The 23393-nt window shown below is 72.5% G+C and carries 19 protein-coding genes; 12 read left to right on the top strand and 7 right to left on the bottom strand.

The genetic code is table 11. From position 1 onward, the window contains the following. Positions 1–6 precede the first annotated feature (6 nt). From araD to AC07AW_RS17780, 3 genes are read right to left on the bottom strand one after another with little or no spacing between them, the layout of a single operon-like run. Positions 7–1737, bottom strand: coding sequence for an L-arabinonate dehydratase (araD, locus tag AC07AW_RS17790; protein WP_478816404.1), 1731 nt, complete (start codon positions 1735–1737; stop codon positions 7–9). Further along, on the bottom strand, positions 1734–2636 hold the full coding sequence (locus AC07AW_RS17785; protein WP_478816403.1) for a dihydrodipicolinate synthase family protein: 903 nt from the start codon (positions 2634–2636) through the stop codon (positions 1734–1736). Before AC07AW_RS17785 ends, araD begins: the two co-directional genes overlap by 4 nt. Before the next feature lie 57 nt (positions 2637–2693). Next, positions 2694–3344, bottom strand: coding sequence for a GntR family transcriptional regulator (locus tag AC07AW_RS17780; RefSeq protein WP_478816402.1), 651 nt, complete (start codon positions 3342–3344; stop codon positions 2694–2696). Positions 3345–3619: 275 nt separating this feature from the next. On the opposite strand from AC07AW_RS17780, the gene AC07AW_RS17775 reads away from it, so the two are divergent. Both AC07AW_RS17775 and AC07AW_RS17770 read left to right on the top strand, forming a co-directional pair. Then, entirely contained in the window at positions 3620–5632 is a 2013-nt protein-coding gene (locus tag AC07AW_RS17775; RefSeq protein WP_478816401.1) for a fibronectin type III domain-containing protein, read from the top strand. A gap of 41 nt (positions 5633–5673) precedes the next feature. Further along, positions 5674–6141, top strand: a complete 468-nt coding sequence (locus AC07AW_RS17770) for a pyridoxamine 5'-phosphate oxidase family protein (protein WP_478816400.1) — start codon at positions 5674–5676, stop codon at positions 6139–6141. Here AC07AW_RS17770 and AC07AW_RS17765 read toward each other — a convergent pair. Next, entirely contained in the window at positions 6128–8989 is a 2862-nt protein-coding gene (locus AC07AW_RS17765) for a glycoside hydrolase family 3 C-terminal domain-containing protein (protein ID WP_478816399.1), read from the bottom strand. The two genes, AC07AW_RS17770 and AC07AW_RS17765, sit on opposite strands and share 14 nt — an antisense overlap. Positions 8990–9348: 359 nt before the next feature. Between AC07AW_RS17765 and AC07AW_RS17760 the strand changes: the two genes are divergently transcribed. The 3 genes from AC07AW_RS17760 to AC07AW_RS17750 are packed head-to-tail and all read left to right on the top strand — an operon-like array spanning position 9349 to position 12988. Beyond that, positions 9349–11049, top strand: a complete 1701-nt coding sequence (locus AC07AW_RS17760; protein ID WP_478816398.1) for a type 2 periplasmic-binding domain-containing protein — start codon at positions 9349–9351, stop codon at positions 11047–11049. Positions 11050–11051: 2 nt separating this feature from the next. Next, positions 11052–12074 carry an ABC transporter permease gene (locus tag AC07AW_RS17755; RefSeq protein WP_478816397.1) on the top strand — a complete coding sequence of 341 codons (1023 nt, stop codon included), beginning with the start codon at positions 11052–11054 and terminating at the stop codon, positions 12072–12074. Continuing rightward, entirely contained in the window at positions 12071–12988 is a 918-nt protein-coding gene (locus AC07AW_RS17750) for a carbohydrate ABC transporter permease (protein WP_478816396.1), read from the top strand. The genes AC07AW_RS17755 and AC07AW_RS17750 overlap by 4 nt, the downstream gene beginning before the upstream one ends. Here AC07AW_RS17750 and AC07AW_RS17745 read toward each other — a convergent pair. Further along, complete coding sequence (locus AC07AW_RS17745) at positions 12978–14006, bottom strand: LacI family DNA-binding transcriptional regulator (RefSeq protein WP_478816395.1); 1029 nt, start codon at positions 14004–14006, stop codon at positions 12978–12980. The two genes, AC07AW_RS17750 and AC07AW_RS17745, sit on opposite strands and share 11 nt — an antisense overlap. A 271-nt stretch (positions 14007–14277) precedes the next feature. On the opposite strand from AC07AW_RS17745, the gene AC07AW_RS17740 reads away from it, so the two are divergent. Both AC07AW_RS17740 and AC07AW_RS17735 read left to right on the top strand, forming a co-directional pair. Next, positions 14278–14580, top strand: coding sequence for an antibiotic biosynthesis monooxygenase (locus AC07AW_RS17740; protein WP_392155703.1), 303 nt, complete (start codon positions 14278–14280; stop codon positions 14578–14580). 129 nt (positions 14581–14709) lie between these two features. Further along, positions 14710–15483: an IclR family transcriptional regulator gene (locus AC07AW_RS17735; protein ID WP_478816394.1), complete on the top strand. Its 774-nt coding sequence runs from the start codon at positions 14710–14712 to the stop codon at positions 15481–15483. A 14-nt stretch (positions 15484–15497) separates the two neighbouring features. On the opposite strand, the gene AC07AW_RS17730 is transcribed toward AC07AW_RS17735, so the two are convergent. Further along, complete coding sequence (locus tag AC07AW_RS17730; protein WP_478816393.1) at positions 15498–16772, bottom strand: ROK family protein; 1275 nt, start codon at positions 16770–16772, stop codon at positions 15498–15500. 150 nt (positions 16773–16922) lie between these two features. Here AC07AW_RS17730 and AC07AW_RS17725 point away from each other — a divergent pair, with 150 nt between their 5' ends. The 5 genes from AC07AW_RS17725 (at position 16923) to dgoD (ending at position 21632) form a co-directional block, all read left to right on the top strand. Further along, positions 16923–17828 (top strand): SMP-30/gluconolactonase/LRE family protein, encoded by a 906-nt coding sequence (locus tag AC07AW_RS17725; protein ID WP_478816392.1) that lies wholly within the window; start codon positions 16923–16925, stop codon positions 17826–17828. Between the two features lie 222 nt (positions 17829–18050). After that, positions 18051–18689, top strand: coding sequence for a bifunctional 4-hydroxy-2-oxoglutarate aldolase/2-dehydro-3-deoxy-phosphogluconate aldolase (locus tag AC07AW_RS17720; RefSeq protein WP_478816391.1), 639 nt, complete (start codon positions 18051–18053; stop codon positions 18687–18689). Continuing rightward, on the top strand, positions 18686–19636 hold the full coding sequence (locus AC07AW_RS17715; RefSeq protein WP_478816390.1) for a sugar kinase: 951 nt from the start codon (positions 18686–18688) through the stop codon (positions 19634–19636). The genes AC07AW_RS17720 and AC07AW_RS17715 overlap by 4 nt, the downstream gene beginning before the upstream one ends. A 31-nt stretch (positions 19637–19667) precedes the next feature. After that, positions 19668–20420 carry an SDR family NAD(P)-dependent oxidoreductase gene (locus AC07AW_RS17710; RefSeq protein WP_478816389.1) on the top strand — a complete coding sequence of 251 codons (753 nt, stop codon included), beginning with the start codon at positions 19668–19670 and terminating at the stop codon, positions 20418–20420. Between the two features lie 66 nt (positions 20421–20486). Next, positions 20487–21632, top strand: a complete 1146-nt coding sequence (gene dgoD / locus AC07AW_RS17705; RefSeq protein ID WP_478816388.1) for a galactonate dehydratase — start codon at positions 20487–20489, stop codon at positions 21630–21632. 60 nt (positions 21633–21692) lie between these two features. Here dgoD and AC07AW_RS17700 read toward each other — a convergent pair whose 3' ends face one another. Next, entirely contained in the window at positions 21693–23273 is a 1581-nt protein-coding gene (locus AC07AW_RS17700) for a glycoside hydrolase family 53 protein (RefSeq protein WP_478816387.1), read from the bottom strand. Positions 23274–23393: the final 120 nt, after the last annotated feature.

The raw sequence follows: 23393 nt of genomic DNA, 5'->3' as shown, positions 1-23393 counted from the left end.
CGGGGCTCAGCCCGCGTACGGATCGGGGGTGGTTCCCGGCCTCGCCAGGAACGCGAAGTCGCAGCCGGTGTCGGCCTGGGAGATCTGCTCCATGTAGAGCGCGCCGTAGCCGCGCTCGTACCGGGCCGGCGGCGGTGTCCACGCGGCCCTGCGGTCGGCCAGCTCCTCGTCCGTGACGTGCAGATGGAGGGAGCGGGCCGCGACGTCGAGGGTGATCGTATCGCCCGTACGGACGAGGGCAAGGGGTCCGCCGACATGGGACTCGGGTGCCACGTGCAGCACGCAGGCCCCGTAACTCGTCCCGCTCATCCGGGCGTCCGAGATCCTGACCATGTCCCGCACCCCCTGCTCCAGGAGGTACCGGGGGATGGGCAGCATCCCGTACTCGGGCATCCCCGGCCCGCCCTTCGGGCCCGCGCCGCGCAGCACGAGCACATGCTCGGCCGTGATCCCGAGCGCCGGGTCGTCGATGGTCCGCTGCATCGTCCGGTAGTCCTCGAAGACGACCGCGGGGCCCGTGTGCCTCAGCAGCCGCGGCTCGGCCGCGATGTGCTTGATGACGGCGCCGTCCGGGCAGAGGTTGCCGCGCAGGACCGCGACCCCGCCCTCGGCGGCCAGTGGCCTCGACCGCTCCCGGATCACCTCGTCGTCGTGGACGAGGGCGCCCGCGAGCTGCTCGCCCAGGGTGGCGTGCGAGACGGTCGGCCGGTCCAGATGGAGCACGTCGGTGAGCCGGGACAGGAAGCCGGGCATGCCGCCCGCGAAGTGGAAGTCCTCCATCAGATACCGCCCGCCGGGCCGCAGGTTCGCGAGCACCGGCACGGTCCGCGCGATCCGGTCGAAGTCGTCGAGCGTCAGCTTCACCCCCGACCGGCCGGCCATGGCGATCAGATGGATGACCGCGTTCGTCGAGCCGCCGAGGGCAAGGACCGCGGCCACCGCGTCCTCGTACGCCTCGCTCGTCAGGATCCGGGACAGCCTGACGTCCTGCCGTACGAGCTCCACGATCCGCAGCCCCGAGGCCGCCGCCATCCGGTCGTGCCCGGAGTCCACCGCCGGCACCGAGGAGGCACCCGGCACGGTCACGCCCAGCGTCTCGGCGGCGGCGGTCAGCGTGGACGCCGTGCCCATCGTCATGCAGTGACCGGGGGACCGGGCGAGACCGCTCTCCAGCTCGGCCAGCTCGCAGTCGCCGATCGTCCCGGCCCGCCTCTCGTCCCAGTACTTCCACATGTCCGTACCGGAGCCGAGGGTCTCGCCCCGCCAGTGCCCCGGCAGCATCGGACCGGCCGGCACGAACACGGTCGGCAGGTCGACCGAGGCCGCGCCCATCAGGAGCGCCGGGGTCGTCTTGTCGCAGCCGCCCATCAGGACCGCGCCGTCCACCGGGTACGAGCGCAGCAGCTCCTCCGTCTCCATCGCGAGGAGATTGCGGTAGAGCATCGGGGTGGGCTTCTGGAAGGTCTCCGACAGGGTGGAGACCGGGAATTCGAGCGGGAAGCCGCCCGCCTGCCACACTCCCCGCTTCACGGCCTGCGCCCGGTCCCGCAGATGGACGTGGCAGGGGTTGATGTCGGACCAGGTGTTGAGGATCGCGATCACCGGCTTGCCGAGGTGCTCCTCGGGCAGGTAGCCGAGCTGCCGGGTGCGGGCGCGGTGGCTGAACGAGCGCAGCCCGTCCGTGCCGTACCACTGGTGGCTGCGGAGCTCCTGCGGCTTCTTCGGTGTCCCGCTCATATCGGCCACCCGGCGGCTATCGCAGCGACCTCGGCCCGCTCCGCCTCCGGCAGTTCCCGGCTCGGCGGGCGGATGTCGCGGCGGCACAGGCCGAGCGAGGCGAGGGCCTCCTTGACCACGGTCACGTTGTCGGCGCTCGCGTTGGCCGCGCGCAGCTCCTCGAAGCGGCGGATCCGCTCCCACACCTTCATCGCCGTTGGATAGTCGCCGGCCCGCAGGGCGGCCAGCATCTCCAGGGAGAGCGCGGGGGAGACGTTGACCAGGCCGGAGGTGAAGCCGGTCGCGCCGCCCGCGAAGTACGCGGGCGCGTACGGCTCGGCGAGGCCCGCCACCCACACGAACCGGTCGAGGCCCGCGTCCCGCGCGAAGCCGGCGAACCGGGCCGCGTCCGGGACGGCGTACTTCACACCGATCACGTTGGGGCAGGCGGCGCCGAGCTCGGCGAGCCGGGCGCCGCTCAGGAGCGGATTGCGGAGGTACGGGACGACGCCGAGCTCGGGCACGGCCTCGGCGATCGCCCGGTGGTAGTCGACCCAGCCGCTCTCGGAGACGTACGGGTGGACGGGCTGGTGGACCATCACCATGTGGGCCCCGGTGGCGCGGGCGTGCCGGGCGGCCTCCACCGCGGTCGGCACGTCGTGTCCGACGCCGACCAGGATCGCGGCGCGGCCGCCGGCCTCCTCGACGGTCGCCTCGGTGACGGAGCGGCGCTCCTCGGGGGTGAGGGCGTAGAACTCGCCGGTGTTGCCGTTGGGGGTGAGGGTGCGGACCCCGCCGTCGAGCAGCCGGCGCAGAAGCGCGCGGTGCGCCCCGGTGTCCACGGAGCCGTCCTCGGCGAACGGGGTGACCGGGATGGCCACGACCTCGGCGAGGGCGGCCCTCATCGTCTCGAATCGCATACTCACTCGCTGTCCAGAGGGGAAGGGGTGGGGCTCACGCGCTCTCCGGGAGGAGGCTCACGTGCTCTCCTGGGGGGAAGGCGGGAAGGCGCGCTCCACGAACGAGGCGATGTGCGCGTGCACGGCCCGGCCCGCCCCCTCGACGTCGCCCGCGAGGGCGAGCCGCAGGATCTCCGCGTGCTCGGCGGCCTCGCGCTCCCAGGACGGGACGGCGGCCCAGGCGACCGTGGAGACCAGGGCCGCCTGGTCGCGGACCTCGTCGAGCATCCGGCCGAGCAGCGGGTTGCCACAGGGCAGGTAGAGCGCGCGGTGGAAGTCGCGGTTGGCCAGGGACCGTTCGGCCGGGTCCTCCGCTCCCGCGGCGCGGCGCAGGGCCTCGTCCGCCGCGTCGAGCGGGGCACCGGAGGCGACGGCGCGGCGGACGGCCTCGGGCTCCAGGAGCAGGCGGACGTCGTAGACGGCGCGGGCCATGTCCGCGTCGACCATCCGGACCGTGACGCCCTTGTACTGGTTCATCACCACGAGCCCGCTGCCCGCGAGGGTCTTGAGCGCCTCGCGGACCGGGGTCTTCGACACCCCGAAGCGCGCGGCGAGTTCGGTCTCCACGAGCGCCTGGCCGGGTCTGAGGCCCCCGGTGAGGATGTCGTGCTTGATCGCTTCCAGGACGTACTGGGTGCGGGAGGGGATGGGGCTGGGGGCGAAGGCCATGGAGCACTCTCAGATCTCGTGTATCGCGTCTCATATATGACGTACGAAGTGCAACGGGCATGAAGTTAAGGGGGCGTTCGTGTTTCGTCAATGGATCGCGCAAGCGCTTTCTTTCGGGGGCCCGTGCTGCGCCCGGTCCGCGACATGCCGCTTTCGGTGTAATCGGACGGTTGTGGGTCCTCCGGCGGTCAGGCTGTGCCTGTCGATCACCGCCCGGCCCGGGAAACCGCTGGTGCACAGGTCACATGACGTGTCGGCCGAGAGAGGAAATGACCATGGCTCTGAGCCGCCGCAGCTTCGTCGCCTATGCACTCGGTGCAGGACTGGCGCTGGACGTCGGCGACGTCGTCGTCTCACCACGTACGGCGAGCGCCGCCGACACCCCGACTCCGCCCGAGTTGCTCGCCGGTCAGGCGCTGACCTCGTCGACCGTGCGACTCCTGTGGACCGCGGTCACAGGGGCCGAGACCTACCGGGTCTACCGGGACGACCTGCTGATCGTCGAACAGCCGGGCACCCTGCTGGAGGACAGCGGGCTGACGGCGACGACGACCTACCGCTACGAGGTCACCACCGTGATCGGCGGGGTCGAGTCGGCGCGCTCGGCCCCCGTCGACGTGCTCACCCAGCGGGCCGACCCCACGACGGGACCGACGGCGCCGACCAACCTCAAGACGAGCTCGCTCACGTCGTCGGGCGTGAAGCTCAGCTGGACCAAGTCCACGGCCGTCGCCAAGATCACCGGCTACCGGATCCTCCGCGGCGCCGCCGGGGCGCCGCCGGAGAGCCTGGTCCAGATCGCGACGACCGACGGCACCACCAGCTACACCGCGAGCAAGCTGTTCGCCAACCGCGCCTACCAGTTCGCGGTCCGCGCCGTCGACGTCGCGGGGCACGTCGGCCCGGCGGCCACCATCGAGGTCACGACCAAGACCACGAGCGACACGAGCGCCCCTTCGGCGGTCTCGAACAGCAGCGTGGTGGTGAGGCGGTACTCCGACAGCCGGCTCGACATCACCTGGGGGTCGTCGAGCTCCAGCGACGTCGCCGGCTACCAGGTCCACCGCAACAACGTCCTCATCGCCACGGTGGAGGAGCCGCTCCGCAAGACGTACTCCGACAACGGACTCTCCCCGTCGACGTCGTACACCTACCGGATCGCGGCCGTCGACTCCGCGGGCAACGTCTCCGCACTCACCTCCGGAAGGGCCGGCTCCACCCCGGCGGCCGGAACCGTCCTCGTCACCCGTGGCCCCTACGTCGTCCAGACCGGCCCGACGAGCGCACGCGTGCTGTGGTGGACCAATTTTCCGACCGACAGCACGGTCGACTTCGGGGTCGGAACCTTCTCCGACAGCGTCTTCGACCCCACTCCGCGGCTGCAGCACGCCATGCTGCTCGGCGGGCTCGAGCCCGGAACCGAGTACGTCTACCAGGTGCGGTCCGGCAACGCCACGCTCGCGGGCAACCGCTTCACCACCGCACCCGCGCCGGGCACGGCCTTCACCTTCGCGGCGGTCGGCGACTTCGGGGGCGGTTCGGGGGCAGAGACGAGCATCGCGAACCTGATCGCCGCGTCCTCGGCCCAGTTCCTGCAGACACTCGGCGACAACGTGTACCCGGACGCCCAGGACCCGGACCCGGAGCACTTCTACTCCGACTTCGACAGCCGCTTCTACAAGCAGTACGGCACGGTCATCCGTACCCGGACCCTGTATCCGGCGAACGGGAACAAGGAGTACTACGGCGACGGCGCGGCGGCACGGAACCTGTGGTCGCCGAACAACCAGCGCTGGTACAGCTACGAATGGGGCGACCTGCACGTCCTCGTCGTCGACAGCGAGCAGCCCATGGGAGCCGGCTCCGCGCAGCGCGCCTTCGTGGACGCCGACCTCGCCGCCGCGACGGCGGCGTGGAAGATCTGCGTCGTCCACCGCCCGCCCTACAGCTCGACGACCACCAGCTCCAGCTCGTCGACGGTCCTCTCCCAGCTGGTCCCGCGCCTGGAGCTGTACGGGGTCAGACTCTGCCTCTCCGGCAACTCCCACAACTACGAGCGGAGCCATCCGCTGCGCGCGGGCGTGACCGATCCGACGGGAGTGACGTACATCGTCTCCGGTGGCGGCGGCAACGGGCTCAACCAGTTCACGGCGAGCCAGCCGTCCTGGAGCGCGTACAGGTCGGCGCGATTCGAGTACGTGCAGTGCTCGGTCTCGCCCACCCAGCTCGTCCTGAACGCGTACAGCGACACCGGGGAGCTCTTCGACAGCACGACGCTGACCCAGTGAAACACCGGGCCCCCGAACGGGGGCCCGGTAGCCTCACGGTCATGACGAACACTCAGCCCCCGCGTGACACCGCCCGCCGCATACGGGACGTGCTCGGCCGGCTCGACGAGGAACAGGACATCTGGGTGTCCACGGCGGACGCGACCGGAGAGCCGTACCTCGTGCCGCTCTCCTTCCTCTGGGACGGCACCCACCTGTGGCTGTGCACGCGCCTCTCCAACCCCACCGGCCGCAACCTCGCGGCCGGCGGCCGGGCGCGACTGGCGCTCGGACACACACGGGACGTCGTCCTCCTCGACGGCGAGGCCACGACCCTCGGCCCCGACCAGGTCCCGGCCGAGGTGGCGGACGCGTTCGCGAAGAAGACGGGCTGGGACCCCCGCGGCTCCGGCCCCGCCTACCACTGGTTCCGGGTCCGCCCGACCGAGGTCCAGGCCTGGCACGAGGAACCCGAACTGGTGGGGCGACACCTCATGCAGGACGGCGTCTGGACGGTCACGCCCCGGTGAAGCCGATGTGCGCCAGGCGGACGGGTCCGTGGAGCCGGACCCGGAGATCCGCCACGTCCCGGAGGCGCAGGGGGGTGGTGAGCGTGCGGTACGTGTACGGGCCGCCCGTCGGGGCGAGCTCGATCCGCTTCAGGGGCGTGCCGTCCGTGCGGGCCAGCTCGATCGCGCCCTCGCCCGCGGCCGTCACCGCGGCCTCCGTCACCCCGGCCGCGAAGTCGCATGACCGATAGAGGAGTTCCCCTTCCCGATGCGGACCCGTCGGGGTCACCGCGTCGCCCGACACCTTCGTGCGGTCCACGATGACCGTGCCCCACTGCTCGTCGTAGTCCGCCGCCGCGAGCCCGTCGGTCAGGACCGACCGCGGGCCCGGCCCCTCGCCGGCCACCTCGACGCGGACCGTGCGCCTGATGTCCGTACTGGACGCGCCCACCTGGATCTCGTACGCCCCGGGATCCACCGCCCACCGGCCGTGCGCCACGTCCCAGTACCCGAGGGACGCCACCGGCACCGTGAAGGAGAGGGTCGCCGAGGCGCCCGGGGCGAGTGACGTCCGCTCGTGCGCCACCAGTTCGCGGTGCGGGCGCGGCACCGAGGGCGTCACGGACCGCGCGTACACCTGCACCACCTCGTCCGAGGCGACGGTGCCGGTGTTGGTGACCGTGCAGCCGATCCGTACCGCGTCGCCGTCGACGGCCGCCCACAGCTCCTCGTACCCGAAGGTCGTGTACGACAGGCCGTGCCCGAAGGGGAAGAGCGGCGTCCCGTCGAAGTACAGATACGTCTGACGGCCGCCGATCACGTCGTAGTCGAGCATCCCCGGCAGGTCCGCGTCGGCTGCGTACCAGGTCTGCGGGAGCCGGCCCGCGGGGGAGACGTCCCCGGCCAGGATCCGGGCCAGCGCCGTCCCCGCCGCCTGCCCGCCGTGCGCGGTCCACAGCACCGCCGGGAGCGTGCCGGCCGCCTCGGGCACGGCGTACGGGTAGGAGGAGACGAGGACGAGGACGGTGCGCGGGTTCGCGGCGTGCGCGGCCCGCCACAGCCGGTCCTGGTGGGCGGGGAGCGCGAGGGTCGTCCGGTCCTCGGTCTCCCGGCCGTTGATGTGGGGGTCGTTGCCGGCGACGACGATCACCGTGTCCGCCCCCGCCGCGGCCCGGGCGACCGCCTCCTCGCCCCGCTCGACCGTCTCCACGGAGAACACCTCGGCGGATTCCCGGTCGGCGGCAACCTTCACGCCGTCGGCGGCGACAGAGACGTAGCCACCCGTCCCCGGATGCAGAAGGAGGTGACCGCCGCCGTGCGCTTCCCGCCGGAAGGTCTCCTGGACCACCCAGCCGCCCGGCTCCTCCGCCGAGGCGCGGACGAAACCGTCCTCGGCGACCGACAGGTACCGCCCGTCGGGGGCCCGCAGCGTGAGTACGCCGCCGCCCCAGTCGATCAGGGCCAGTTCGGAGCCCTCGGCGTCGGCGGTCAGCGGCGGCAGGTCGGTCCGGCCCGTGACCAGCGCCGGATCGAGCGCGCCCGCACCGTCCCGCACCGCCCCCACGGCCCCCACCTCGGGGACCCGCAGGCAGGTGCCGGACGCGGTACGCAGCCGGATCCGGTCCACGCCCTCGGCGAAGTCCACCCGGTCCGGTCCGAAACGCTCCCGCAGCCCGTCGAGCGGGGACGACCGGTGGAGCAGCGCCCCGCTGTACCAGTCCAGCTTGCAGGCGTCGCCGAGGAGACCGACCACCGCGATCCGGCCCCCGTCGTCCGTCAGCGGAAGCAGGGGACCCGTGCCGCCCGCCGGCTCGTTGCGCAGCAGGACGAGCGCCGCCTCGGCCGCCTCACGGGCCAGTTCCCGGTGCTCGGGCGTGTCGAAGGCCGCGTCGTCCGCGTACGGGCCCTGCCCCGGGTCGAACTCGCCGAGCCGGCATCGCACCGACAGCTGCCGCCGGACCGCCCGGTCCACGTCCTCCCGGCCGATCAGCCCGCGCTCCAGGGCCCCGCGCAGCCGGCCCAGGATCACCGAGGCGTCCGTGCCGTGGTCCGTGAAGGAGTCGACCCCGGCGCGCAGCGCCGCCCCGACCGCCTCCTCGTGCGTGGCGAAGTACCCCTGGGAATCCACCAGGTTGGACGGGGCCCCCGCGTCCGAACAGACCAGGAGGTCCTGATCCGTCCAGCGGCGCAGCTCCTCCTCCAGGTACGGGGAGAGGTGGTTCGGGCGGCCGTTGACCAGGTTGTACGCGGGCATCACCCCGGCGACCGCGCCCGCCTCGACGGCCCCGCGGAAGGCCCGCAGGTCGTACTCGTGCAGCACCCAGGGCCGCACCGACGCCGAGGAAGTGTCCCGCGCCGCCTCGTTGTTGTGGGCGAGCCAGTGCTTGAGGACGGGCGCGGTGCGCCAGTGCACCGGGTGGTCGCCGCGCAGCCCCCGGGTGTACGCGGTGGCGATCGCGGAGGTCAGCACCGGGTCCTCCGCGTACCCCTCCTCGCCGCGCCCCCACAGCGGGTTGCGCAGCAGGTTCACCGTCGGCGCCCAGACGTTGAGGCCCACCCGGTCGTCCTTGGCGCGCATCGCCCGCGTCTCCCGGGACACCGCCTCGCCGATCCGGCGCACGAGCTCGGGGTGCCAGGTCGCCCCGAGCCCCACCGCCTGCGGGAACACGGTCGCCGGGCCCATCCAGGCGACGCCGTGCAGGGCCTCCTGGCCGGTGCGGAAGGCGGCGAGCCCGAGGCGCTCGACGCCGGGCGTGAACTGGTGGAGCAGCGCGAGGCGTTCGTCGGCGGTGAGCCGGTCGAGCAGGTCGTCGACCCGGCGGGCCACGGGGAGCGCCGGGTCACGGAAGGGCGGCCGGTGTGCGGTCACGTGCGAGTTCCTCGGGGAAGTGGGGACAGGTGGATTTCGAAGCGCTTCGATGCTCGGTGGATGGGGAGTGGGTGTCAAGGTGCCCTGTTCCCACCTGCCCTGCGGGCAGGTGGTGTTGGGGGGTGCGAGCACCGATTACCGCCCCGAGAATCTCCGGAGCGACTCTTGCCGCGCCTGTGACGTTCACTTAACCTCGCAGCCATATCGAAGCGCTTCGACTCGACGGTCGGCAGCGCCTGTTCGACCGTGCCCAGGGCTCCCGGGGCTCCGCCCCCGCCCGCTCCACCTCCACCACCGCAGCCGCCCGGCGACACCTCGGTCGCCGTTCGTCCCGGCGCGTGCCATGAAGGGTTGTCGCAATGACGCCGAACGCCGTCTCCACGGGCTCCCGGAGATCCACCCCGAGCCGGCGGGGCTTCCTCGCCTCCAGCGCCGTCGCCGCCGTCGCCGTCGCCGGTGGAGCCCCTCTGCTCACCGCGTGCAGTGAGGGCGGGAGCACCGGGCAGAAGGACGGCACCACCACCGGCAAGGACGCGGCGAAGCTCCTCCCCGCCTTCGTGCCGAGCACGGTCGTCGCGCCCGACGTCGCCCCGAAGAACGGCTCCGCCGCGGGCTTCGCCCGTGCCGTCCCGGCCGCCGGGCTGAAGGCCTCCGTGGCCGCGAAGAAGGGCAAGGGCACCGCCCTCACCGTCATGGCGCCGCTCTGGGGAACCCCGCCGGCCCCCGACAACCCCTACTACAAGGCCATGAACGAGGCCATCGGCACCGACGTCACCTGGCAGAACCAGGACGGCAACGTCTACGACCAGAAGCTCGGCGCCGTCCTCGCCTCCAGCGACATCCCCGACGTGGTCGTCGTGCCCGGCTGGAACCTCGGCGGAAAGATCCCGAGCGCGATCAACGCCAAGTTCGAGGACCTCGGCCCGTACCTCTCCGGCGACAGGGTCAAGGCCTACCCGAACCTCGCGGCCATCCCCACCGACGCCTGGCAGCGCTCGATCTTCGGCGGCAGGCTCCGCGGCCTGCCCATGCCCGCCTCGTACGTCACCAACATCGCGCCCTTCTACCGCAGGGACCTCTTCGCCGCGAAGGGCTGGCAACTCCCCAAGAGCGCCGACGAGTTCCTCGCCCTCGCCAAGGAGATCACCAGCGCCAGGGCGAAGGTGTGGGCCTGCGACGACCTGACCTGGACCGCGTACAACATGTTCGGCGTGCTGTCCGGCAGCGACAAGGCCCTCGGCTGGAACCTCGTCGACGGGAAGCTGGTCAACCGGATCGAGACGCAGGAGTACCTCGAAGCCCTGGAGTGGACCCGCAGACTCTTCGACGCCGGAGTCGTGCATCCCGACGCCAAGGCCCAGAACCAGGGCGACGCCGGCAACCGCTTCACTTCCGGACAGGTCCTGATCTACAACAACGACCTCTCCCACTGGTACGCCAAGACCTCCGAACAGGCCGCCCAGAACCCGGCGTTCGCCATGGCCGCCATGGACATCCCCGGGCACGCCGGCGGCACCCCGAAGCTCTGGGCCACCAACCCCGCCAACATCTGGGCCTTCGTGAAGAAGGGCAGCTCCAAGGCGGTCGTCGAGGACGTCCTCGCCATCGCCGACTTCACCGCCGCCCCCTACGGCACCAAGGAGCGGATGCTCACCGACTACGGCGTCGAGGGCGTCCACCACACGGTGAAGAACGGCCTGCCCGTCAAGACGGACGCGGGGAACCTGGAGGTCAACAGCTCCTGGATGTTCATCGCCAGCCCCGCCCCGTACGTGGCCCACCCCGACACGCCCGACGTGACCCGTGCCATGGTCGAGTGGCAGCAGCGCATGGGCGCCGTCACCACCAAGTCCGCCTTCTACGGCATGACCGTCACCGAACCCGCCCAGTGGACCGGCCTCATGAACGACTTCGAGCAGCTGGAGAAGGACATCGTCCGGGGCCGCAAGAAGGTCTCCGACATGCAGCAGGCCGTGTCCGAGTGGAAGAGCAGGGGCGGCGACCGGCTGCGCGACTGGTACCGGAAGCTCCTCGACACCACCGGCTCCGCGGCGAGCTGACCGTGAGCACGCTCGACACCAGGACGAAGGACCCGGACGCGGAACCCGTCGAGGACGGCGGCCGGGCCCGTCGCCGTACGTCCGCACCCCCGGCCGGGAGGGTTCCGCTCGGCCGGCGGTTCCGGCGCGACCGCACCCTCCTCCTCATGACCGCGCCCGCGCTCGCCCTCGTCGTGGTCTTCCACTACATCCCGATCCTCGGGAACGTCGTCGCCTTCCAGGACTACGACCCGTACGTCTCCACCAACGGCGTCACCGCCATCCTGGAGAGCCCCTGGGTGGGCTTCGCCCAGTTCGCCCGCGTCTTCTCCGACCCGGGGTTCTGGCACGCCGTCGAGAACACCCTGATCTTCTTCCTCCTCCAACTGCTGCTGTTCTTCCCCGTGCCCATCGCGCTCGCCCTGCTCGTCAACAGCATCCTTCGTCCCGGGGTCCGCGCGGTCGTCCAGGCCGTGCTGTACCTGCCGCACTTCTTCTCCTGGGTACTGGTCGTCACCGTCTTCCAGCAGATCCTGGGCGGCGCCGGCGTCATCGCCCAGACCCTGCGCGAACACGGCCACGAGGGCTTCGACCTCATGACCGACCCGGAGATCTTCAAGCTCCTCGTCACCGCCGAGGGCATCTGGAAGGACGCCGGCTGGGGGCTCATCGTCTTCCTCGCCGCACTCGCCGCCGTCAACCAGGACCTGTACGAGGCCGCCGCCATGGACGGGGCCGGGCGGTGGCGCCGGATGTGGCACGTCACCCTGCCCGCGCTGCGGCCCGTCATCGCCCTGCTCCTCGTCCTGCGCGTCGGCGACGCGCTGACCGTCGGCTTCGAGCAGCTGCTGCTCCAGCGCGACGCGGTCGGACCCGGGGCCGCCGAGGTCCTCGACACCTTCGTGTGGTGGACCGGCCTGCGCAGCCAGGACTTCAGCTACGCGGCGGCCGCCGGGCTCGTCAAGGGAGTCGTCGGCCTCGTGCTCGTCCTCTCCGCGAACAAGGCCGCCCACCTGATGGGCGAGCAGGGGGTGTACCGGAAATGACCCGGCCGCGCACATCACGGTGGGCCGTCCCCGCCCGCCCCGCCTGGGAGGAGCCGCCCGGCCGCGCCGGACTCGCCGCCAAGGGCGCCGCCCTCGTCCTCGCCTGCCTCGCCGTCCTCTTCCCGCTCTGGATCGTCGTCGTCACCAGCCTCTCCTCCAAGAGGACGATCACGGAGACCGGCGGCCTGGTCATCGTCCCCAGGGACCTCACCTTCGTCGCCTACCAGGAGCTGCTGAGCGGCGGCCAGGTCACCCGGGCGGCGATCGTCAGCGTCGCCGTCACGGTCACCGGCACCCTGTTCTCGACGGGCGTGTCGATCCTCTGCGCGTACGGGCTCTCCCGGCCCGGCTCGCTCGGCCACCGCTTCATCCTGCTGGCCCTGGTGGCCACCATGTTCTTCGGGGCCGGCCTGATCCCCACGTACCTCCTCGTGCAGACCCTCGGCCTCACCGACACCTATCTCGCGCTGATCCTGCCGAGCGCCGTGAGCGTCTTCAACATCCTGGTGCTGCGCGGCTTCTTCATGGGGATCTCGCCCGAACTCGTCGACAGCGCCCGCATCGACGGCGCCGGTGACCTGCGCATCCTCTGGCAGATCGTGATGCCGCTGTCGAGGGCGGTGATCGCCGTCATCACCCTCTTCTACGCGGTCGGTTACTGGAGCGCCTGGTTCAACGCCTCCCTCTACCTCAGCGACCAGAACATGATGCCGCTGCAGAACGTCCTCATCCAGCTCGTCCAGAAGCAGGAGATCCCCGTCGGCCTCGGCCAGGCGGTCAAGGCCGGGAACCTCTCCGGGCTCGCCGTCCAGATGGCCGTCATGGTCCTCGCCCTCCTCCCCGTCGCCGTCCTCTCGCCGTTCGTCCAGAAGCACTTCAGGAAGGGCATGCTCACGGGCGCGGTCAAGGGCTGAGACGCTCGGGCGGTGGGCCCGAGCTGTCCCGAGCGGTCAGGGCCGGCGTGAGGAGTTCGACCCCGGTGGCGCCCTCGTCGCCGGGCCGGGCGAGGCGGGCGATCAGCCGCTCCACCGCCCTGCGGCCGAGCTCCTGCGCGGGGATCGCCACCGAGCTGAGCGGCACCGAGGCCTGGGCGGCGATCAGGTCGGCGCAGACCGCGACCACCGACACGTCCTCCGGTACGGCCCTGCCCGTGCGGCGCAGCAGGGCGAGGAGCGGCTCGACGGCCGTCTCGTTCTGCACGACGAAGGCGCTGACCGCGGGCCGCTCGTCGAGGATCCGCGCGAGGACGCCCGCCACCGCGTCGTGGCTGCCCTCGCACGGCCGGTGCAGCAGCCGGACCCCGCGCTCGGCCGCCCGGTCCCGCAGCCCGCGCAGGGTCCGCTCGGCGAAGCCGGTGTGCCGCGCGTACACGCCGGGGGCCTCGCCGATCACCGCGATCTCCCGGTGCCCGAGGTCCACCAGATGCTCCACGCACAGGGCCCCGGCCGCCGCGAAGTCGAGGTCGACGCAGTTCAGTCTGGCAGGGTCCGCGGGCAGTCCGACCAGGACGGACGGAGGACCGGCCGTGCGCAGGAGGGGCAGGCGCTCGTCGTCGAGCTGCACGTCCATCAGGATCACCGCCTCGGCGAGTCCGCTGCCGGTGACCCGGCGCAGCGCCGACGGGCCTTCCTCGCCGGTGAGGAGCAGGACGTCGTAGCCGTGGGCGCGGGCGGTGGTGGCGACGGCGACCGCGATCTCCAGCATCACCGGCACGTACATGTCGGTGCGCAGCGGCACCATGAGCGCGATGATCCGGGACCGGCTGCTGGCGAGCGCGCGGGCGCCGGCGTGGGGCTGGTAGCCGAGCTGCTCGATGCTGGCCCGCACGCGCTGCCGGGTGAGCTCGGAGATGGGCCGCTTGCCGCTGAGGACATAGCTCACCGTGCTCGCCGACACTCCGGCGTGCCGGGCGACCTCGGCAAGGGTGACCATCCGTTCTCCCCGGGGCCAGGACGGTGGTGCGTCCAGAGTGAATCGCTTCGACGCAACCCGTCGAGTGATCGCTTCGGCGACCCAAGCAGACGGTAGTCCGGGGGAGTTGGAGTGTCCAGACGTGAAGTGTGGGGAATATCGAAGCGCTTCAACGAGTCTCGTGAGGCTGTGGTCTACCGAACGGTTCAGTCTTGACAGTGAACTGGTCGGTGTAGTTCTGTCGTCCCCGGGGGCGGCACGGGCCGCCGGCCGTGACGAGGGAGGCGGAGAGATGTTCGCGGTGGTGTACCGGTGGCGGGTGCGTCCGGGCAGGGAGCAGCTGCTCGTCGACGGCTGGCACCGGGTGACCGTGGCGATCCACCAGGAGTGCGGAAGCTACGGCTCCCGGCTCCACAAGGCGGACGACGGGACCTGGGTGGCGTACGCCCGCTGGCCCGACCGGGAGACCCGGGAGAAGTGCGGGACCCCCGACCCGGAGGGCGAGGCGATGATGCGCGAGGCGATCGCGGAGTACTTCCCCGAGACGCGCCTCACCCTCGTCGACGACCTGCTCGCCGAGCCCGAGGCCGACTGAAAAGGCCGGGCCGGGAAGCAGGGGTCGGCGCCCCGCGGGGGTGTCGACGGGAGGGTGCCCGCGCTAGTCTCTGTCCGCGATTTCGGTCGTTGTACGGGATATCGAACAGCGTCAGGGTGAGGTGGGGGCATGGGACGACTCGTTCCGGCGGTGACCAGGGCATTCGACATACTGGAGCTCTTCCTCCAGGGCGACGGCACGCTGTCCGCCCCCGAGATCACCCGCAGGCTCGGGCTGCCGCGCACCACCACCCACGAGCTGGTCACCACCCTGACCGCCCGCACCTACCTCGTGCCGGTGCCGGAACAGCCCGGCCGCTACCGGCTCGGTGTCCGCACGTACCAGCTCGGCAGCCGGTACGCGGAGCAGCTCGACCTCGCCGCCGAGGGGCACCAGGTCGCCCGCGAGGTGGCCGACACCTGCGGCGAGACCGTCCACGTCGCCGTCCTGGAGGACACGGACGTCATCTACATCGCCAAGGTGGACTCCAGCCACGCGGTGCGGATGGTCTCGGCGGCCGGCCGCCGCCTCCCCGCCCACTGCACCGCCGTCGGCAAGATGCTGCTCGCCACCCTTCCCGAGGACGAGCTCGACGAGCGCCTCGAAGGGCGCGAACTCGTCGGCATGACGCCCCGGAGCCTCACCGACCCGGACGCCCTGCGGGCCGCGCTCGCGGAGATCCGGATCCTCGGTGTCGCCGTCGAGCAGCAGGAGTCCAACCCCGACGTCAGCTGTGTCGCCGCACCTGTGCGGGACCGCTCGGGCCGGGTCGTCGCGGCGCTGTCCGTCTCCGTGCCGGTGCTCCGCTGGAGCGAGGACAAGGAGAACGAACTCACCGCCCTCGCGGTCAAGGGCGCCGGCGAACTGTCGGCCCGCCTGGGCCACCACCGGCCGGCGCGCTGAGCCCCGGGCCTCCGTCACATGCTCGTGTCGGCGGCCGCGCGCCCGGCGCCCTTGCGTTCACGCGGCTGGCGCATGCGGCTGACCGGGCCGAAGACCTCCCGGTCGTCGAGGAAGCCCTCCAGGGCGAAGGCGGCCGCACCCCGCGTCACCGCGTTGTGCGGCACCGCGCTGCGCCGCAGGGTCGCGGCCCGGTGCGGCAGCGGCAGGACGTGCCGGGTGACCGCCTCGTACGTGGCGTCGAGGAGGCGCTCGCCGAGCAGGTCGACGACCTGGTTGCCGAGGACGAGCACCCGGGGGTTGAGCAGATTGATCAGATTCGCGACCGCCGCGCCCAGGTGACGGGCCGTCCGGTCGACGACGGCCTCGGCCACCGGGTCCCGCTCCGCCGCCGCGCGCGCCAGGGCGGCGACCGTCGCCGCGTCGTCCGCCCCCGCCGCCCGCTCGTCGCCGGGGGCGAGTTCGCGCCAGGTCTGCGCGATCCCCCGGGTGGACACGTACGCCTCCACGCAGCCCCGGTTGCCGCAGGTGCACAGCCGGCCGTCGACGGCGAGGCAGGTGTGACCCCACTCGCCCGCGCTGTTGGTGAAGCCCCGATAGAGCTGCCCGTCGATCGCGATCCCGGCGCCGACACCGGCGCGCAGGGTGACCACCACCAGGTCGTCGACCTCCCGCCCGGCACCGAACCACAGCTCGGCGACCGTGCTGGCGCGCAGCGGGTTGTCGAGCCGGAGGGGCAGCCCGAGCCGCTCGTCGAGCAGGGACCGCAGCGGCACCTCGCGCCAGGACCAGTACGGGGAGTACGAGGAGACGCCGCCCTCGCGCTCCACCATGCCCGGCACGCTCACACCGGCGCCGAGGACCCGCTCGCGGGGCACGCCGGAGCCGTGCAGGAGCTCCTCGACGCAGGCGGCGAGCTGCTCGACCACGTCGGCGGGCCGGACGTCGCCCGGGGGGAGGGGGCGCTCGACCGAGTGCCGGACCTCCAGGGCCAGGTCGAAGAGCTCCGCGTGGACGGCGGTCTCGGCGATGTCGATGCCGATCAGCGCGCCCCGCTCGGCGTTGACGGCCAGCCGCGCGCGGGGCCGGCCTCCGCTGGAGTCCTCGTGGCCCGCCTCGACGAGGACGCCGGCCTCCAGGAGCTCGGCGGTGAGGTTGGCGACGGTGGCGAAGGAGAGGCCGGTCGCCGCCGCGAGGTCCTGACGGCTCATCGCGCCCGTGCCCGCGTAGAAGCGGCGCAGGACCTCGAAGCGGTTGAGGCGGCGAATCTCCTGCGACGTCCGCTTGATCATCTGTGCTGTCCTCCGCTCGGCCTGCCCGTACCCCACTGTCACCGGATCTTATTCAAAGGGTTGGAAGAAGGGGGGGGCAGGTTATTTACAACCGTTAGACGAAGCCGTAGTTTTTCTCGCGCCGCACCAGTCGCCGACCGAGGAGGCCAGATGCACCACCTCAGGGCCGTACCCTGCTCCCCCCTGCCCGGACGCCTGACGGAAGGGCCCGTCTGGGACACCCGGCGCCAGGAACTCCTGTGGGTGGACATCCCCGAGGGGCTCGTCCACCGGGCCGCCCTGTCACCCGGCGAGGAGCTGCCGGACCTCGCGCACCTCGGCACCCTCCGCTTCGACCGGCCCGTCGGCGCCCTCCTGCCCTGCGCCTCCGGCGCCCTCCTCGCCGCCGCCGGCACGTCCTTCCTGCACCTGGCGGACGGCCGGCCCGTCACCGAGGCCGTCGAAATCGCCGCGCCCGCGCTCCCGGACGACGGCCTCCCGCGCCGCATGAACGACGCCGCCGTCGACCCCGCCGGACGGCTCCTCGCCGGAACCATGGCGTACGACGAGAGCCCCGGCGCCGGCGCCCTCTACCGCCTCGACCGCGACGGGCTCGTCACCCTGCTCGACTCCGTCACCATCTCCAACGGCCTCGGCTGGAGCCCCGACGGCACCCGCCTCTACTACGCCGACAGCCCCACCGGCCGCGTCGACGTCTTCGCCTACGACCCGGAGACCGGCACCCCGAGCGACCGCCGCCCCTTCGCCGTCCTCGAGCGGGGCGTCCCGGACGGCCTCGCCGTCGACAGCGAGGGCCGCGTCTGGGTCGCCGTCTGGGGAGGCGGCGAAGTCCTCGCCTTCGCGCCCGACGGCAGCCTCCACGCGCGCGTGGAGGTCCCCGCCTCCCACGTCACCAGCTGCGCCTTCGCCGGACCCGGGCTCGACGTCCTGGTCATCACGACGGCGTCCGTGGGTCTCGACGAGGCCCGCCTGCGCGCCGAACCCGACGCCGGCCGCCTCTTCGTCTGCCGCCCGGGCGCGACGGGCCTGCCCACCACCCCGTACGCCGACCACTGACCCGTAGGGGGTGTCTTGCCGATCAGGCCGGGCTCGCGGCGTCTGGTGCCGCGCCTCGCCGCGTTGTCGTCGGTCGGCATGGCTCCGCCATGCCTCCCTCCTCCGCCTTGCGATGCGGCCCCTCGGCCCTGGCGGGCCTGGGGAGGCCCCAGGCACCAGACGCCGCTCCCTGATCCGGCCTGATCGGCAAGACACCCCCTACCTCCCCCAAGGAAGAAGCCCATGACCACCCCGCACGACGGGCTGCGCGCCGCCCTCGACGCCGTCCCCGTCATCGCGATCCTCCGCTCCGCCTCCGCCACCCGCTTCGCCGAAGTCACCGACACCCTCCGGGCCTCCGGCGTCCGCGCCGCCGAGTTCACCCTCACCACCCCCGGCGTGCTCGACGCCCTGCGCGAGTACGCCGCCGACGCCCCGCCCGGACTCGCCCTCGGCGCCGGCACGGTCACCACGCCCGCCGAGGCACAGGCGGCCGTCGAGGCCGGAGCCACGTACCTCATCACCCCGACCACCTCCACCGAGGTCATCGCCGAGGCCGTCCGCCTGGGCGTCCCCGTGCTCCCCGGCGCGTACACCCCGACCGAGATCCTCACCGCCTGGCGGGCGGGCGCCACCATGGTGAAGCTCTTCCCCGCCGCCACCGGCGGACCGGAGTACCTCCGCGCCGTCCGCGCCCCGCTGCCCGAGGTCCCCCTCGTCCCGACCGGCGGCATCGGTGCCGCCGACGCCCCCGCCTACCTCGCCGCCGGGGCCGCCGCCCTCGGTATCGGCGGCCCCCTCGTCGGCGACGCCTGCGAGGGCGGTTCCCTGGCGGCGCTGGCCGAGCGCGCCGCCGCGTTCCTCGACGGGATACGCCGATGAGCGCGACCCCTTCACTCGTCACCCTCGGCGAGGCCATGGCCGTCGTCGCCGCCACCGAACCCGGGCCGTTGGCCAACGGCGCCCCGATGCGCCTCGGCTGGGCCGGCGCCGAGGCGACCGTCGCCGTCGGCGTCAGCCGGCTCGGCCACCCGGCGGCCTGGACGGGCCGCGTCGGCGACGACGCCACGGGCGCGATGGTCCTCGCCGGGCTGCGCGCCGAGGGCGTCGACGTCTCCACCGCCCGCACCGACCCGGCCGCCCCCACCGGCCTGATGCTCAGGGAACGCCGCACCGCCGACCGCCTCCGCGTCACCTACTACCGGTCCGGTCTCGCGGGCTCCCGGCTCGCCCCCGAGGACGTCGACGCGGCCCGGATCACCGCGGCCCGGATCCTCCATGTCACCGGCATCACCCCGGCGTTGAGCGCCACCGCGCGCGCCGCCGTCGAACACGCCGTCGCCCTGGCCCACGCCGCCGGGGTCACCGTCTCCTTCGACGTCAACCACCGCGAACGGCTCTGGAGCCGCGCCGAGGCCGCCGACGTGCTCGCCCGCCTCCTCCCGTACGCCGACATCGTCTTCGCCGGCCCCGAGGAAGCCGCCCTGTTCGTGCCCGAGGACGAGCCCGAACGGATGGCCCGCGCCCTCGCCCGGCTCGGCCCACGGCAGGCCGTCCTGAAGCTCGGCGCCGAGGGAGCCCTCGCCGTCGTCGGCGACGAGGTCCACGTCCGGCCGGCCGTGCCCGTCACCGCCGTCGACCCCGTCGGCGCGGGCGACGCCTTCGTCTCCGGCTACCTCGCCGCCGTCCTCGACGGCTCCCCGCCCGCGGAACGCCTCCGCCTCGCCACCCTCTGCGGAGCCTTCGCCGTCTCCGTACCGGGCGACTGGGAAGGCCTCCCGCACCGCGCCGAACTCGATCTCCTCACGGGCCAGGACATCACCCGCTGACCCGCCCCGCAGACACCAGGAACCCACCCCCATGAACCGTTTCTCCGGACAGACCGCCGTCGTCACCGGCGCGGCCTCCGGCATCGGCGCCGCCAGCGCCGTCCGCCTCGCCGCCGAGGGCGCCGCGGTGCTCGTCTCCGACATCGCCGACGAGGCCGGCGAGGCCGTCGCCGCCGCCATCCGCGCCGAGGGCGGCCGAGCCGCCTACGTCCGCTGCGACGTCTCCTCCGAAGCCGACTGGACAGCCCTCCGGGAAGAGGCCCACGCCCGCTTCGGCCCCGTGAGCGTCCTCCACAGCAACGCCTTCGTCCACACCCCGGCCGCCGCCCACCATCTCCCCGTCGCCACCTGGGACCGGGAGATGGCGGTCAACCTGCGCGCCCTCTACTTCGCCACCCGCGTCTTCCTCGACGACCTGCGCGCCGCGCGCGGCAGCCTCGTCGCCACCTCCAGCGTGCACGCCGCCTTCGGCCTGCCCGGCTACGCCGCGTACGCCGCCGCGAAGGGCGGGATGTGCGCGCTCGTCCGCCAGCTGGCCGTCGAGTACGGCCCCGAGGTCCGCTTCAACTCCGTGCTGCCGGGCCCGATCCTCACCGACGTGTGGAACGACGTCGACGAGGAGGGACGACGGATCTCCGCCGACGCCACCGCCCTCGCCCGGCTCGGCCGCCCCGAGGAGGTCGCGGCCGCCGTCGCCTTCCTCGCCTCCGCCGACGCCGCCTACATCACCGGAACCGACCTGGTCGTCGACGGCGGCTGGACCGTGAAGAAGGAGTCCAAGTGACCAAGGGACCGCTCGTGAAGAAGGAGTCCGAGTGACCAAGGGACTGCAAGTGAAGAAGGACGCCAAGTGAAGATCACCGCCCTGCGCACCTACCTCGTCGCCCCCCGCTGGTGCTTCCTGCGCGTCGACACCGACGAGGGCATCACCGGCTGGGGCGAGCCCGTCGTCGAGGGCCGCGCCCACACCGTCGCCGCCGCCGTAGAGGAGCTCTCCGACTATCTGATCGGCCAGGACCCGATGAAGATCGAGGACCACTGGCAGGTCCTCACCAAGGGCGGCTTCTACCGCGGCGGCCCGGTCCTCTCCAGCGCCGTCGCCGGCATCGACCAGGCCCTCTGGGACATCACCGGCAAGGCCCTCGGCGTCCCCGTGTGGCAGCTCCTCGGCGGCAACGTCCGCGACCGCGCCCGCGTGTACAGCTGGATCGGCGGCGACCGTCCCGACGAGGTCGCGAGCGAGGCCCTGGCCCGTAAGAGCGAGGGCTTCACCGCCGTCAAGATGAACGCCTCCGCCCAGCTGCGGCTCATCGACACCCCGGCCGCCACCCAGGGCATCGTGGACCGCGTCGCCTCCCTCCGCGAGGCCGTCGGCGACGAGTTCGACATCGCGATCGACTTCCACGGCCGCCTCACCGCCCCGATGTCCCGCCGGGTCCTGCCGCTCCTGGAGCCGTACCTGCCCTTCTTCGTGGAGGAGCCGGTCGTCCCCGAGATGAGCGACCACATCGGCGACATCGTCCGCTCCACCTCCATCCCGATCGCGACCGGCGAACGCCTCTACTCCCGCTGGGACTTCAAGAAGGTCCTCGCCCAGGGGATCGCCGTCGCACAGCCCGACCTCTCGCACGCGGGCGGCATCTCGGAGGTCCGCAGGATCGCCGCGATGGCGGAGGCGTACGACGTCTCCCTCGCCCCGCACTGCCCGCTGGGCCCGATCGCGCTCGCCTCCTGCCTCCAGGTCGGCTTCGCCGCGCCGAACCTCCTCATCCAGGAGCAGAGCCTCGGCATCCACTACAACACCGGCTCCGACCTGCTCGACTACCTCGTCGACCCCACGGTCTTCCGGTACGAGGACGGGCACGTGGCCCTGCCGACCGGCCCCGGCCTCGGGATCGAGGTCGACGCGAAGGCGGTCGAACGGGCCGCCGAGGTGGGCCACCGCTGGCGCAACCCGGCCTGGCGCCGGGACGACGGCTCGCTGGCCGAGTGGTAGCCGGAACGCGCCGAAGGGGCGGGCCCGCGAACGGGCCCGCCCCTTCTCCCGCCGTACGGGTCAGCGGTGCGCGAGCACCCCGGCCGCCGGCAGCAGCCTGCTGTCGTAGTCGAAGAGGGCCTGGTTCTCCCAGCCGTTGCCCGAGGAGGGGTCGGCCGGGTCCCAGCCGTTGCCCGCGACGGCCGTCCAGGTCGGCTCCCAGTAGACGACGCCGAGACCGCGGCCGTTCGGCACCGCCTCGACGACGTTCATGACGTCCCGCAGCCAGGCCGTCTGACCCGCGCTGCTCGCCGGGTAGCCGGCGACCAGCTCGGAGGAGAGGTCGATGATGTTCTCGTGGGCGTCCTCGCTGTCCAGACGGAACGGGTACGCGGTCTCCGCGACCATCACCTTCTTGCCGTAACGCGCCGAGATGTCGTCGAGGTTGGCCTGGAGCGAGGACAGCGCGCCGTGCCAGTAGCCGTAGAAGGACAGTGCGATGACGTCGTAACTCACGCCCTGCGCCGTCGCGTTGTCGAACCAGGTGCGGTAGAGCGTGTTGTCGCCGCCGTTGGCGAGGTGCAGCGCGATCTGGGTGCTCGACGAGACCGCCTTCGCGGCGGAGATCCCGGACTTGAGCAGGCCGGCGAGCTGGGACCAGTTGCTCGTGGAGCCCTCGGGCCAGAGCATCCCGGTGTTGATCTCGTTGCCGATCTGCACCATGTCGGCCGTCGTGCCCTGCGCCTTGAGGGCGTTGAGGACGTCGTACGTGTGGTCGTACACGTCGGTCTTCAGCTGGCTGTACGAGTGGGCCGACCAGGCGGCGGGCTTGGTCTGGGCGCCCGGGTCGGCCCAGATGTCGGAGTAATGGAAGTCGACGAGGAGCTTCATGCCCTGCGCCTTGATCCGCTTCGCGGTCGCGAGGACGCGGGCCTTGTTGTTGTAGCCGTCCGCCGGGTTCACCCACACCTTGAGGCGGCCGTAGGTGGCGCCCGAGTTCTTGAGCAGGGCGACCGGGTCGCCGGTGACTCCGGCGCTCGACTTGTACGTCCCGCCGAGGTCCTCGCTCTTCTTCAGTGCGGACAGGTCGACGCCCTTCACGGCGAGCCCGGTCGTGCCGGAGGTGAAGGTGAGATCGTCGACGTTGATCCAATTGCCCGCGTTGGCATCCGAGTTGACGCTGATCGTGCAGGCCCCGCCGACGACCTTGATCGGGGTGACGATCCGTATCCAGCCGCTCGACGTCACCGGGAGGTCGGTGCGCTGCTCGGTGGAGCCGCAGTTGCGCAGGGCGAGATAGGCGGAGTTCTGGCCGCCGCCGGAGCGGACCCAGGCGCTGAGGGTGTAGTCGCCGTCGGTGAGACCGGAGAGGTACTGGTACGTCTCCACCTTGTACGCCGCGGAGGACCAGTGGGAGAGGCGGTAGCCGCCGCTGTGACCGCCGGCCTCGGTGAAGGAGGCGGAGTTCTGCCCGGCGGCCGAGTAGGTGGACCAGCCGGAGGGGGTGGCGGTCCCGGTGCCGTCGGCCTCGAAACCCGCGTTGGTGAGGGTGGAGGCCGCTTCGGCCCGGTGCGCCGCGGGGAGCGGGGCCAGGAGCAGGGCGCCGAGCGCGGCGGCGAGGGCCGTGGCGCGCAGGCGGATGCGGCTGCGGACGGGGTGCATCGTCGAGTCCCTTCGACGGTGGCGGACAGAGAGAGTGTCGTGCGGTGGTTCCTTGCGGTCGTACGGGTCACCCGGGGGCGGCGCAGCGGGTGCGGGCCGCCCCCGGGGAGTTCAGGGGGG

Source organism: Streptomyces sp. NPDC044003, from assembly GCF_056435185.1.
Note: the sequence above shows the minus strand (reverse complement) of the source record. Positions and strands in the feature narration are given on the sequence as shown.